The following is a 13,259-nucleotide window of genomic DNA, read 5'->3' on the forward strand; positions in this document are numbered from 1 at the left end:
TCGAAATACATCCGGGGTCAGATCCGTTTTCCTGCGGAAAACGGATCTGACCCCAAAAGCCGTTCCAACAGACCGCAGGAATCTGTCGAAGGCGGGGTGGGTCCGGTTGCGGGGGCGTGAGCGCCATGGATGGCGCGACCGAGCCTCCATGGACGGATTTACGGCGTCCCCCGCAACCGGACCCATCCCGCCATCCCCCAGGAAATCTGCTGTTGCTGTTGATCCAGCTCGTAGCAGGTGCGGGGCTGCAAGCCCTGCCGACACCCCCTCCTGCGACGGTTCGTCGCACGGGCATCCCGGGACCCGGCTCTACACTAGCGCGGTGAACCGTCTGTCCCGCCCGCAGCATTTCCTGCTCCAGCTCGCCGTCCTGGCGACGCTGTTGATGGTGTTTGCGCCGCTGGTCAGCCGCGCGCTGCAGGCATCGCCGATGGACCATGCGGCGATGATGGGCATGGACCACACCGCCATGGGCCATGACATGCATGACAGGGTCATGGCCGGGCACGATCCGCACGGTGCTGCGCCAGCAGCACCCAACCGTCCGGCCGACCCCCACGCCATGCATGGCGAAGCCTGCGAATACTGTGTGCTGGCCATGCGCCTGCTGCCGTGGCTGGCCGTGCTGGTGCTGCTGCTGCCGCTGCTGTGGCGGCCACGCCTGGTGTTTCCCTGGTCGCAGCAGGCGCTGCCCGCGCTGCGCTGGCCGGCCCATGCCGCGCGCGGGCCGCCGCGTTTCTCCATCGCCCATTGATGTCCCCATGAATCTGCCGCACGACGCCTGACCGGGCGCCGTGCGCGCGTGCGTACTTTGGAGCTGTTCCGATGAAAATGACTTCCCGCCCCGCGGGCGCCTGCGCGCGCCTGCCGGTTGCCCTTGGCCTGGCCGTGGCCGCGTCACTGGCCCACGCTGCACCCGCCGAACAGGCACGTACTCTCGACACCCTGGTGGTCACTGCAGCGGCACCGTCCTCGCCGCTGCACTGGTTGACCGATCCACGCCTGCCGCGACAGCCGGTGCCGGCCAGCGATGGTGCCGATTACCTGAAAACCGTTCCCGGCTTCTCCGCCATCCGCAACGGCGGCACCAATGGCGACCCGGTGCTGCGCGGCATGTTCGGTTCACGCCTGAACATTCTCAGCAACGACGGCAACCTGATCGGTGCGTGCCCCTCGCGCATGGACAATCCGCTGTCCTACATCGCGCCGGAGAGCTTCGACCGGCTGACCATCATCAAGGGCCCGCAAAGCGTGCGCTGGGGCGCCGGTGCCTCGGCCGGTACCGTGCGCTTCGAGCGCGATACGCCGCGCTTCGACGAACCGGGCCTGCGCGCCGATGCCAGTGCGCTGGTCGGTTCGCGCAACCGCAACGACCAGGTACTGGACCTGACCCTGGGCAATCCGACCGGCTACGTGCGGGCCAGTGGCAACCGCTCCGAAGCCGGTGACTACAAGGACGGCCACGGCGATGTGGTGCCGTCGAAGTGGCGCAAGTGGAATGGCGACGTGGCCATTGGCTGGACGCCGGATGCGGACACGCTGCTGGAGATCTCTGCCGGTGCGGGTGATGCGATCGCCCGTTACGCCGGGCGTGGCATGGACGGTGCCGCGTTCGAGCGCACCAGCTATGCCGCGCGCTTCGAGAAGCACAACCTGCCGGGTGCCTGGGACACGGTACAGGCCAACGTGTACTACAACGAGGCCGACCACGTGATGGACAACTACACGCTGCGCACGCCGAATCCGCACAGCATGATGCCAATGCCGATGGCCTCCAATGTGGATCGCCGTACCCAGGGCGGCCGGATCAGTTCCGAGTGGCGCTGGCAGGATGTGCAGCTGGTGGCGGGTGTGGATGGCGAGGACAGCCGTCATCGCGGCCGCATGGGCATGGGTCGTGACACCTACAGACAGGCCGACTGGCAGACCGATGCCAACTTCCGCCGCTATGGCGCCTTCACCGAACTGACGCTTGGCCCTGGCACTGACCAGCGCTGGATCAGCGGCCTGCGCATCGACCGCGCCAGCGTGCGCGATGAGCGCGCGTCGATCCGCGGGATGATGGGAAACCAGCCCAATCCGACCGCTGGCCAGCGTCGCAAGGAGTGGCTCGGCAGTGGTTTCCTGCGCTACGAGCAGGATCTTGCCGATGGCCTGACCTGGTATGCCGGCCTCGGCCACAGCGAGCGCATGCCCGACTACTGGGAGCTGTTCTCGCCCGACCATGGTCCGGCCGGTGCGCTGAACGCGTTTGCCGGCATCCAGCCCGAGCGCACCACCCAGCTCGACGTCGGCCTGCAGTACAAGGGACCGCGCGTGCAGGCTTGGGTCTCGGCCTACGCCGGGCAGATCCAGGACTACATCCTGTTCACCTACCACGGCAGCGGCATGATGGGCATGAGCCAGGCCAGCAACGTCGACGCGCGTATTGCCGGTGCCGAGGCGGGGCTGGAAGTGAGCGTGGCCGAACAGTGGAAGCTGGGCGGCACGCTGGCCTATGCCTGGGGCGAGAACCGCGACCAGCACCGTCCGCTGCCGCAGATGCCACCACTGGAAGCACGGTTGAGCGCGAACTGGGAAGGCCAGCGCTGGAGCGCGGGCGCCTTGTTGCGGGCGGTCACCCACCAGCATCGGGTGGCCGACGGGCAGGGCAACGTGGTGGCCCAGGACCTTGGGCCGAGTGCCGGCTTTGCCACCTTCGCACTCAATGCGGCCTATCGCTTCAGTTCGCAGCTGCAGCTCAGCGCTGGCATCGACAACCTGTTCGACCGCGCCTACAGCGAGCATCTCAACCTGGCCGGCAGCGCGGATTTCGGCTTCCCGGCCGACCCGGTGCGCATCAACGAACCGGGCCGCAGCGTGTGGATGAAGGTGAACTACCGGTATTGATCCGCCGGGCATGGCCCGGCGCTACCCATGCACCGGGAAAAAAACCGGGGCCGGATCCCCGCCAGGATCCGTCCCCGCCCGACGCCCTCTGCCGGGCAGCTTCGACTCTACGATGGCAGTAGCGCCGATGGGCGACTGGATACACCCCGACACACGCCGACACCGCTGCCGGCAGCCTTGCACGGAATGGGTTCAAGGCGCTATCGCGGCCTTGGTTCCACGCCGGTAAACGCTTGGCACATACCGCTTTTGCGGGCCCTTGCCTACACTCGGCGGCCGTGGATCAATCAGGACCGTTCATGTTGGCTCGTATCGCTTCGTCCCTGGCCTTCGGCCTCAGCCTGGCCGTACTGGCCGGGTGCGCAGGCAAACCGGAGGCCGCCGCCCGTCGGCAGGGAGAAGCGGTGCCGGTTACCGCGCAGGTGGTGCAGCCCACGCAGTGGAATGACACCCTGCAGGCGCTGGGCACGGCCAAGGCGCGCGAGTCGATCAGCGTGACCGCCAAAGTCAGCGAAATCGTCGAGAAGGTGCATTTCGAAAGCGGCCAGCACATCGCCGCCGGCGCCCCGATCGTGACCCTGCGCGGGCAGGCCCAGGAGGCCGCGCTGGTGCAGGCGCAGGCCACCTTCCACGAAGCCGATCAGCTGTACAAGCGCCAGCGCGAGCTGGCCACGCAGCGGCTGGTGTCCAGCGCCACGCTGGATACGCAGAAGTCGATCCGCGATGCCGCCGAAGCGCGCGTGGCGCAGATGCAGTCGGATATCGGTGACCGTCGGGTGCGCGCGCCGTTCGCCGGCGTGCTTGGCATCCGCCAGGTCAGTCCGGGCACGCTGCTGACGCCGACCACGGTGATCGCCACGCTCGACGACATCGAGCACATGCACATCGATTTCCAGGTGCCGGAAGTGGAGCTGGCCGCGCTGGGCGTCGGCGACAAGGTCAGTGCCACCAGTGTGGCCTGGCCGGGCCGCACCTTCGAGGGCGTGGTCAGCACCATCGACGCGCGCATCGATCCGGCCACCCGCGCGGTAACGGTGCGTGCCGACTTCGGCAATGGCGATCACGCACTGCGTCCGGGCATGCTGCTGGACGTGCGCCTGTTCCGTCCCGAGCGCCCGGCGCTGGTGGTGCCGGAAATCGCCGTGGTGCAGGTCGGCCGCGATACCTTCGTGTACCGCATCAAGAACGACGACAGTGTCGAGCGCGTGGACGTGGTCACCGGTGCGCGCCGTGCCGGCGTGGTCGAGATCAAGCAGGGCCTGGAGGCTGGCCAGCGCATCGTGGTCGATGGCACCGGCAAGCTGCGCCCGGGGTTGAAGGTCGCGGCCAAGGAGGCGGCACCGGCCCGTGGCACCAAACCGGCTGACGCGCCGGCGCCGGTCGCGGCCGAGGGCACCGGCGGATGAAGCTGTCCGACATCTCCATCCAGCGGCCGGTGTTCGCCGTGGTGATGAGTCTGCTGCTGCTGGTGCTGGGCGTGATGTCCTTCACCCGCCTGACCCTGCGCGAACTGCCGGCCATCGATCCGCCGATCGTTTCGGTGTCGGTGGACTACACCGGTGCGTCCGCGGCGGTCATCGAAAGCCGCATCACCCAGGTGCTGGAAGACGCGCTGGCGGGTATCGAAGGTATCGATACGATCAATGCGCGCAGCACCAACGGCCGTTCGCAGGTCAGCATCGAGTTCACCTCCAACCGCGATATCGAAGCGGCCGCCAACGACGTGCGCGATGCGGTCAGTCGCGTGGCCGACCGCATGCCGGAAGAAGCACGGCCGCCGGAAATCGCCAAGGTCGAGAGCGATGCTGACCCGATCATCTGGTTCAACATGGTCTCCTCGACCATGGACACGCTGGAACTGAGCGACTACGCCGACCGCTACGTGGTTGATCGTTTCTCCAGCCTTGATGGCGTCGCCCAGGTCCGCATCGGTGGTCGCCAGCGCTATGCGATGCGCATCTGGCTGGACCGTGACCAGCTGGCCGCGCGCGGGCTGACCACCGGCGATGTGGAGACCGCGCTGCGCAACGAGAACGTGGAACTGCCGGCCGGCCGCATCGAGTCGACCGACCGCGATTTCACCCTGCGCGTGGAGCGCAACTACATCAAGCCCGAAGACTTCGCGACCATCCCGCTGGGCAAGGGCCGCGACGGCTACGTGGTACGCATGGGCGATGTGGCGAAGATCGAGCTGGCCTCGGCCGAACGCCGCGCCTACTACCGCAGCAACGGCGAGCCCGGCATCGGCCTGGGCATCGTCAAGACCTCCACCGCCAATTCGCTGGACGTGGCGCGCACCGCGCGTGCCGAGGCGGAGCGTGTTGCGCTGTCGTTGCCCAAGGGCACGCAGATCTTTGTTGCTTTCGACAACACCACCTTCATCGAAGCCGCCGTGGACCGCGTCTACGCCACGCTGGTGGAAGCGATGATCCTGGTGCTGGCAGTGATCTGGCTGTTCCTCGGCAGCTTCCGTGCCGCATTGATTCCGGCGGTGACCGTGCCGGTGTGCCTGGTGGCCGCGTTCATTGCACTGTATGCGTTCGACTTCTCGATCAACCTGCTGACCCTGCTTGCCCTGGTGCTGTGCATCGGGCTGGTGGTGGACGATGCGATCGTGGTGGTGGAAAACGTGCAGCGCCGCATCGATCTGGGCGAGCCGCCGCTGGTGGCGTCCAAACGCGGCACCGCACAGGTCGCCTTCGCGGTGATCGCCACCACCGCCGTGCTGGTGGCGGTATTCCTGCCGGTTGGTTTCCTGGAAGGCAACACCGGCCGCCTGTTCCGCGAACTGGCCGTGGCGCTGGCCGCAGCGGTGGCCTTGTCGGCGTTCGTGGCGCTGACGCTGACGCCGATGATGGCCTCCAAGCTGCTCAAGCCGCATACCGGGCAGGCGCCGCGTGGCCTGCATGGCTTCATCAACCGCAACCTGGAACGCCTCGCCTCGGGCTACGGCCGCGTGCTTGACCATCATGTCGACCGCACCTGGATCTACCTGCTGGTGATGGTGGCGGCGCTGGCGGCCAGCTGGGGCCTGCTCAAGCTGCTGCCGTCGGAGCTGGCGCCGGCCGAAGACCGTGGTTCGTTCCAGATCATGATCGACGGCCCGGAAGGCGCCGGCTACGACTACACCGTGCAGCAGGTGCAGCAGGTCGAGGCGCTGCTGGCGCCGCACGTGGGCGCGGACAAGACCATCGCCCGCGCCAACCCGCGCGTGCCCGGCGGCTTCGGTGCCAGCGAGGAAATGCATACCGGCCGCGTCAGCATCTTCCTGCAGCCGTGGCGGCAGCGCAGCGAGGCCACCCCGGATGTGGCCAACGCACTGCAGAAGGAACTGGACACCATCCGCGGCGTGCGCGTGCGTACCCAGGTCGGCGGCGGTCTGGTGCGCAGCGGCGGCCAGCCGTTCCAGATCGTGCTGGGTGGCCCGGAGTACGCGGAGATCGCCCAGTGGCGCGACCGCATCCTGCTGCGCATGGCCGATAACCCCGGCCTGGTCGGCCCGGATTCGGACTACAAGGAAACCCGGCCGCAGATGCGGGTGAACATCGACCGCCAGCGTGCGGCCGACCTTGGCGTGCCGGTCACCGCGATCGGTTCGGCGCTGGAAACCATGATGGGCTCGCGCCGCGTCACCACCTTCGTCGACAACGGTGAGGAGTACGACGTGCTGGTGCAGGCCGGCCGCGATGGACGCGCCAGCCCAACCGATCTGGCCGCGATCCGCGTGCGCGCGACCTCCGGTGAACTGGTGCCGCTGTCCAACCTGGTCACGTTGAGCGAAGTGGCCGAGGCCGGCACCCTGAACCGCTTCAACCGCCTGCGTTCGATCACCATCAGCGCCGGCCTGGCGCCGGGCTATCCGCTGGGCGAGGCCATCGCCTGGGCACAGAACGCGGCCCGCGAGGAGCTGCCGCAGTACGCGCAGGTGAACTGGAAGGGCGAATCGCGCGAGTACCAGAGTGCCGGCGGTGCGGTGCTGCTGACCTTCGCCATGGCCCTGCTGGTGGTGTATCTGGTGCTGGCCGCGCAGTTCGAGAGCTTCATCCACCCGCTCACCATCATGCTGACCGTGCCGCTGGGCGTGCTCGGTGCGCTGGTCGGTTTGTGGGTGAGTGGTGGCACGGTGAACCTGTTCAGCCAGATCGGCATCGTCATGCTGGTCGGCCTGGCAGCCAAGAACGGCATCCTCATCGTCGAATTCGCCAACCAGCTGCGCGATGATGGGCGTACGGTGCGCGAGGCCATCATCGAATCGGCGATGGTGCGCCTGCGCCCGATCCTGATGACCTCGATCGCCACCGTGGTCGGTGCGATCCCGCTGGTGGCGGCCGGTGGCCCCGGTTCGGCCAGCCGTGGCACCATCGGCATCGTGATCATCTTCGGCGTGACCCTCTCGACGTTCCTGTCGCTGTTCGTGGTGCCGGCGTTCTACGCGCGGCTGGCGCCGTACACGCGTTCGCCGGAAGCAGTGAAGCGCGAACTGGAGAAGCAGGAAGCGGAGTCGCCCTCGGTCGGTGGCCATGCCTGACCGGCATGCCGATGGGGTCGGATCGGGGGTCGGATCCCTTTCCCAACGGGAAAGGGCTCTGACCACAGTCCTCGACGGCCATGGCTTCCGACTGCGCCCATGGCACCCCGACGATCTCGAATCGCTGCTGCACCACGCCAACGACCCCGACGTGTCACGCGGCCTGCGCGACCGCTTCCCATACCCGTACACGCGTGCCGATGGCGAGGCCTTCCTGGCCGGTCGGGTGTTGACCCCGGGCACGCTGGCGCTGGCCATCGAGATCGACGGCCACGCCTGTGGCAGCGTCGGTGCCCAGCAGGGCAGCGCCGAGCGCGCGCATATGGCTGAACTGGGCTACTGGTTGGGCCAGGCTTACTGGGGCCAGGGCCTGATGACCCGCGTGGTCGGCCTGTTCGCACCGTGGGTGATGGACGAGCTGCGCCTGTTCAGGCTGCAGGCCGGGGTGGTCGACTTCAACTTCGGCTCGGCCCGGGTGCTGGAAAAGAACGGCTTCCAGGAAGAGGGCGTGGACCGCTGTGCGGTCTACAAGCGCGGGGTGCTGCACGACCTGCGCCGCTTCGCCCGGGTCCGTACCCAGCGGCCTTGAACGCCGCCGGGCATGACCCGGCGCCACCCGCGGCGGAGACGGTAGCGCTGGGCCACGCCCGGCGGATTCCTTCTGGCGCTATCGCAGCGACCTTCGATCAGGGAGAATCGGACAGGTCCCCTCCAGCCGACGGGACGTCCTCACAACCCGCCGACTGGAGAGAGCGCGCGTGGAAGCTACCGTACATTTCATCAACAGCATCATCTGGAGCAAGGCACTGATCTTCATGTGCCTGGCCGCCGGCCTGTTCTTCAGCCTGCGCACACGCTTCATGCAGATCCGTGGTTTCGTCGAGATGTGCCGCCTGACCGTGTCCGGTGAGAAATCCGACGCCGGCGTGTCCTCGTTCCAGGCCTTGGCCATGTCCATGGCCGGCCGCATGGGTATCGGCAACATCGCCGGCGTGGCCACCGCCATCGCCTTCGGCGGTCCCGGCGCGATCTTCTGGATGTGGGTGATGGGCTTCCTCGGCGCATCCACCTCGTATGTTGAATGCACCCTGGCGCAGATCTACAAGACCAAGGACGCCGAAGGCCGTTACCGTGGCGGCCCGGCGTACTACATCGAAAAGGCGATGGGCCTGAAGTGGTATGCCTTGGCTTTCGCCTTCGCCACGATCATCGCCGCCGGCTTCCTGATGCCGGGCGTGCAGGCTAATGCCATCGCCGACAGCGTCATCAACGCCTGCCGCGGTACCGCGCTGTGCGGCCCGCTGGATGGCCAGGCCTTCGGCATGGACCAGGTGCAGGCGCTGAAGCTGGGCATCGGCATCGTGGTGGCACTGCTGCTGGGCGTGGTGATCTTCGGCGGCGTCAAGCGCATCGCCAACTTCGCGGAAGTGGTGGTGCCGTTCATGGCGGCCGGTTTCATCCTGATGGCCATCGTCATCATGATCATCAACTACGACCGCGTGCCGGAGATGTTCGGCATCATCTTCAAGAGCGCCTTCGGTACCCACGCCGCGTTCGGCGCGATGATGGGCCTGGCGGTGGAGTGGGGCATCAAGCGCGGCATCTATGCCAACGAAGCCGGCCAGGGTTCGGGCCCGCACGCGGCGGCCGCCTCGGAAGTCTCGCATCCGGCCAAGCAGGGTTACGTGCAGGCCTTCGCCATCTACTTCGACACCATGATGGTGTGCACCGCCACCGCGTTCCTGATCCTGGCCAGCGGCACCTACAACGTGTATTCGCCGGTGCCGGGTGGCGCGCCGATCTTCCAGGGCCTGGCCGGTATTCCCGAAGGCGCCGGCTACGCCCAGGCCGGTGTGGAAGCCGTGCTGCCGGGCTGGGGTTCGGCGTTCGTGTCCATCGCCATCTTCTTCTTCGCCTTCACCACCATCATGGCGTACTACTACATGGCCGAGACCAACCTCAGCTATGTGAACCACAACAAGAAGCGCCCGCTGACCGTGCTGGTCCTGCGCCTGGGCATCATCGCCATGGTGGTGTTCGGCGCGTTCCACAATGCGACCCTGGCCTGGGCGCTGGGTGACATCGGCGTGGGCCTGATGGCCTGGCTGAACATCATCGCCATCCTCATCATCCAGAAGCCGGCGATGCTGGCCCTGCGTGATTACGAACGACAGAAGAAGCTCGGCCTCGATCCGATCTTCGACCCCGATGCCCTGGGCATCAAGAACGCCGATTTCTGGCGTCAACGCAAGCTGGAGTTGTCCCGTAGTGAATGATCCCTGGAAGAATGCCCGCCGCCCGTCGTCGCGACCGCCGCGGGCCACCCCGCTGCCACCGCGTGAGGGCGGCACCCCGCCGCCGCCGGGGCGTGGCAACGACGAGCTGCGCCTGTATGGCTGGAACGCCGTGCAGGCCCTGTTCGACAAGCGTCCGCAGGCGCTGCGCAAGCTGTACCTGGTGGATGCGCTGATTCCGCGCATGCAGCCGGTGCTGAAGTGGTGCGTGGCCAACCGCGTGGGCTATCGCGTGGTGGAGGAGGGCGACCTCAACAAGCTGGCCGCCACGACCCATCACGAAGGCCTGGTGGCCGACGTGCTGCGCGCGCCGGTCGTGCCGCTGGCGCAGTGGCTGGCGGATCTGGGAGAGGGGCCGGCACTGGCGTTGTGGCTGGACGGTGTCGGTAACCCGCACAACTTCGGCGCGATCCTGCGTTCGGCCGCGCACTTCGGTGTCAAGGCGCTGCTGCTGCCGGCCGGCAGCACGCTGGCGCTGTCCGGTGCTGCTGCCCGCGTGGCCGAAGGTGGGGCAGAGTCGGTGCCGCTGGTGCAGCTGCCGGACACCGCACAGGCGATGGCGCAGCTGCGCGAGGCCGGCTTCGGCCTTGCCGCGACCCTGGTCGAGGGCGGTGATGACGTATTCCGCGCGTCGCTGCCGGCACGTCTGGTCTATGTGATGGGCGCCGAAGGTGAGGGCATGGACCGCAGCCTGGCCGCGCAGTGCGACCTGCAGGTCTCCATTCCCGGCAGCGGCGCGGTGGAGAGCCTGAACGTGGCCTCGGCCACCGCCGTGCTGCTGGCGCAGTGGGCCAGCCGCCGCAGCTGATGCAGTGACCGGGATCGGATCCCTCGCCTCAGGCGAGGGCTCTGACCCCATTTTGGGCTGGCAAATGCGTCAAGCACGCATGATGTTTTGAAAGTTTCCTTATTGGTCAGCCGTTCCCGGCGACGCAGGGTGGAATTCCATCCCATGGTGTCCAGGAGTGGCTGTCATGCATCATCCTCGCCGTACCCCCGTCGCATTGCTGGTGCTGGCCAGCGTCCTTGCCAGCGCCCACGCAGCGGCTGACGAACGCAGCCTGGAAGGCGTCAACTTCACCGGCCCGCTGATCACCCCCAATCCGGCGGGGCTGCCGCAGGGCCACTGGTACATCGAACCGTATCTGGTGCGGGTCGACAGCCGCGATCACTTCGACAACGACGGCCATCGCCGCCGCAGCGGGCAGCGCAGCGGTGCGTGGGCAACGGTGGTGCCGATCATCTACGGTTTCAGCGACCGGGTGATGGGGCAGGTCAATCTCAGCGCATCGCGGGCAGAATCAGGTAGCGAGCGCAGCAGCGGCTTCCGCGCCGGCGACACCACGGCGCGCTTGCAGTACCTGCTGCAGGCGCCCAGTGCAGATGGCATCCGCCCGGCGATCTCGGTGGCACTGGTGCAGCGCTTCAGTACCGGCAGCCACGATCGCATCACGGGTAATGCGCTGGATGCCCAGGGCGACGGCGTGCAGCGCACCGCCGCCGCGCTGGGCGTGCAGCAGGTGGTGTGGCTGGGCAATGATCGGCCGCTGCGCTGGCGTGCCCAGCTCAGTGCCGGGCCGGCGCCTTCGCGCACGGCCATTTCCGGGGCCAGCGTGTATGGCACCGATGACAGCTTCCAGGGACACATCGCGCGCGGCTCGGTGCTGGGCCTGTCGGTGGGCGCCGAATACAGCTTCAATTCGCGCTGGGTCGGGGTGATGGAAGTCGCCGCCAGCCGCGAAACCGGCCAACGCCTGAGTGGATTCGCACGCAACGCCAGCGGTGCCATCGAGCGCATCGACGAACATCGCCCGGCCAGCCGCAGCGTGACCCTGGCGCCAGCGGTGGAGTACCACTTCAGCCCGTCACTGGGGCTGATCGCCGGCGTGGAATTCACCGTGGCCGGGCGCAACACCGGCCGCATCATCAGCCCCCAGGTCGCCCTGGGCATGTTCTTCTGAGGGGCGGCCGATGACTATCGAATCCATCGTCAATGCAATTCTCGGCGTTGTCTGGAGTCCGTACCTGGTGGTGTTGTGCCTGCTCACCGGCCTGTACTTCAGCGTGCGTACGCGTTTCATCCAGCTGCGCGCGCTGCCGGACATGCTGCGCCTGATGTTCCATCACGAGCGCTCCGATGCCGGTGTCTCGCCGTTCCAGGCGTTGTCGCTGTCGCTGTCCAGCCGGGTCGGTGTCGGCAACATCGCCGGTGTCGCCATGGCCATCGCCTTTGGCGGCCCGGGCGCGGTGTTCTGGATGTGGATCGTGGCTTTCCTGGGCGCGTCCAGTGCCTTCATCGAATCCACGCTGGCGCAGATCTACAAGGACCGCGATGCGAAGGGCCAGTATCGCGGCGGTCCGGCGTACTACATTGAAAAAGGCCTGGGCCAGCGCTGGTATGCGGTGCTGTTCGCGGTGGTCACGGTGATGGCGGGCGCAATGCTGGCCGGTACCCAGTCCAACGCGATCACCAGTGCGGTGAACGAAGCCTGGGACGTACCGGTGATGACCACCACGGCGGTGCTGCTGGTGGTGCTGGGCGCCATCCTGGTCGGTGGCGTGCGTCGCATCGCACGTGTTGCGGAATGGGTGGTGCCACTGATGGCCGTGGCCTACCTGCTGGTGGCCGCGTTGGTGATGGTACTCAATGCAGAAAAGGTGCCCGAGGTGATCATGCTGGTGCTGCGCAGCGCGTTTGGCGTTGACGCGGCATTTGGCGCGATGATCGGCACCGCCATCCAGTGGGGCGTGCGCCGCGGCGTGTTGTCCAACGAAGCCGGCATGGGCAGTGGTGCGCATCCGGCGGCCGCGGCCGAGGTCTCGCATCCGGTCAAGCAGGGCCTGGTGCAGTCGTTCTCGGTCTACATCGATACGCTGGTGGTGTGCAGTGCCACCGCGTTCCTGATCCTGTCCACCGGCTTGTACAACGTTTACGACCCGGCCGTGAACGGGATTCCGGACGAGGCGCGCCTGCTGCTGGGCAACCTGCCGGGTGTCGAAGCCGGGCCCCGGTTCGTGCAGCACGCGGTGGAATCCGCGCTCCCGGGCTTCGGCCGATCATTCGTGGCGCTGGCGATCCTGCCCTTCGCGTTTACCACCATCCTGGCGCTGTACTACATGGCCGAAACCAACGTCAGCTATCTGTGCCGTGATCGTCCGTCGTGGTGGGTGATGGGTGGGTTCCAGCTGCTGTTCCTGGCGGCGACCGGCTACTCGGCGCTGAACAGTGCGACGGTGGCGTGGTCACTGGGCGATATCGGGGTGGGCATGATGAGCTGGTTGAACATCATCGCCATCCTGCTGCTGCAGAAGCCTGCGTTGGTGGCACTGCGCGACTATGAAGCGCAGCGCAGGAAGCAGCGCGATCCGCTGTTCAATCCGCAGCAACTGGGGCTGCGCAACACCCGCACCTGGGAGGGATAGCTGGATCGGGGTCAGATCCCTCGCCAACGGCGAGGGCGCTGCCCCCACGTTCCTGCTTGGTGGGTGCGAACCTTGGTTCGCACCGCGCTTCCCGCTGCGCTCGCCGGGCATGGCCCGGCGCTACC

Annotated in this window: 9 protein-coding genes; all 9 read left to right on the top strand. The window is 67.2% G+C overall.

Annotation, left to right across the window (positions count from 1 at the left end):
• Positions 1 to 322: 322 nt before the first annotated feature.
• The 9 genes from ABH900_RS07215 to ABH900_RS07255 all read left to right on the top strand — a co-directional run bounded on the left by ABH900_RS07215 (position 323) and on the right by ABH900_RS07255 (position 13,134).
• Entirely contained in the window at positions 323 to 754 is a 432-nt protein-coding gene (locus tag ABH900_RS07215) for a DUF2946 family protein (RefSeq protein ID WP_429622204.1), read from the top strand.
• 71 nt (positions 755 to 825) lie between these two features.
• A complete protein-coding gene (locus tag ABH900_RS07220; RefSeq protein ID WP_429622205.1) occupies positions 826 to 2,889 on the top strand; it encodes a TonB-dependent copper receptor in 2,064 nt (687 codons plus the stop codon).
• A gap of 299 nt (positions 2,890 to 3,188) precedes the next feature.
• Entirely contained in the window at positions 3,189 to 4,295 is a 1,107-nt protein-coding gene (locus tag ABH900_RS07225) for an efflux RND transporter periplasmic adaptor subunit (RefSeq protein WP_429622206.1), read from the top strand.
• A complete protein-coding gene (locus tag ABH900_RS07230; protein WP_429622207.1) occupies positions 4,292 to 7,417 on the top strand; it encodes an efflux RND transporter permease subunit in 3,126 nt (1,041 codons plus the stop codon). Before ABH900_RS07225 ends, ABH900_RS07230 begins: the two co-directional genes overlap by 4 nt.
• Positions 7,410 to 8,006 carry a GNAT family N-acetyltransferase gene (locus ABH900_RS07235; RefSeq protein WP_429622209.1) on the top strand — a complete coding sequence of 199 codons (597 nt, stop codon included), beginning with the start codon at positions 7,410 to 7,412 and terminating at the stop codon, positions 8,004 to 8,006. The genes ABH900_RS07230 and ABH900_RS07235 overlap by 8 nt, the downstream gene beginning before the upstream one ends.
• 169 nt (positions 8,007 to 8,175) lie before the next feature.
• The gene (locus ABH900_RS07240) at positions 8,176 to 9,693 is read left to right on the top strand and encodes an alanine/glycine:cation symporter family protein (RefSeq protein WP_429622210.1); all 1,518 of its coding nucleotides are present in this window, start codon (positions 8,176 to 8,178) and stop codon (positions 9,691 to 9,693) included.
• Positions 9,686 to 10,519: a TrmH family RNA methyltransferase gene (locus tag ABH900_RS07245; protein WP_429622211.1), complete on the top strand. Its 834-nt coding sequence runs from the start codon at positions 9,686 to 9,688 to the stop codon at positions 10,517 to 10,519. The genes ABH900_RS07240 and ABH900_RS07245 overlap by 8 nt, the downstream gene beginning before the upstream one ends.
• A 166-nt stretch (positions 10,520 to 10,685) precedes the next feature.
• Positions 10,686 to 11,672 (top strand): hypothetical protein, encoded by a 987-nt coding sequence (locus ABH900_RS07250; RefSeq protein WP_429622212.1) that lies wholly within the window; start codon positions 10,686 to 10,688, stop codon positions 11,670 to 11,672.
• A 10-nt stretch (positions 11,673 to 11,682) separates the two neighbouring features.
• Positions 11,683 to 13,134, top strand: a complete 1,452-nt coding sequence (locus tag ABH900_RS07255) for an alanine/glycine:cation symporter family protein (protein ID WP_429622213.1) — start codon at positions 11,683 to 11,685, stop codon at positions 13,132 to 13,134.
• The last annotated feature ends 125 nt before the right edge of the window (positions 13,135 to 13,259 follow it).

It is taken from the genome of Stenotrophomonas sp. AN71 (genome assembly GCF_050435725.1).
In the GTDB taxonomy this organism is placed as follows: Bacteria; Pseudomonadota; Gammaproteobacteria; order Xanthomonadales; family Xanthomonadaceae; genus Stenotrophomonas.

Bases quoted from the DNA above. Each gene is read 5' to 3' on its own strand.
- ABH900_RS07225 (WP_429622206.1), top strand. From the start codon at position 3,189: ATGTTGGCTCGTATCGCTTCGTCCCTGGCCTTCGGCCTCAGCCTGGCC.
- ABH900_RS07230 (WP_429622207.1), top strand. From the start codon at position 4,292: ATGAAGCTGTCCGACATCTCCATCCAGCGGCCGGTGTTCGCCGTGGTG.
- ABH900_RS07250 (WP_429622212.1), top strand. From the start codon at position 10,686: ATGCATCATCCTCGCCGTACCCCCGTCGCATTGCTGGTGCTGGCCAGC.
- ABH900_RS07255 (WP_429622213.1), top strand. From the start codon at position 11,683: ATGACTATCGAATCCATCGTCAATGCAATTCTCGGCGTTGTCTGGAGT.
- ABH900_RS07235 (WP_429622209.1), top strand. From the start codon at position 7,410: ATGCCTGACCGGCATGCCGATGGGGTCGGATCGGGGGTCGGATCCCTT.
- ABH900_RS07220 (WP_429622205.1), top strand. From the start codon at position 826: ATGAAAATGACTTCCCGCCCCGCGGGCGCCTGCGCGCGCCTGCCGGTT.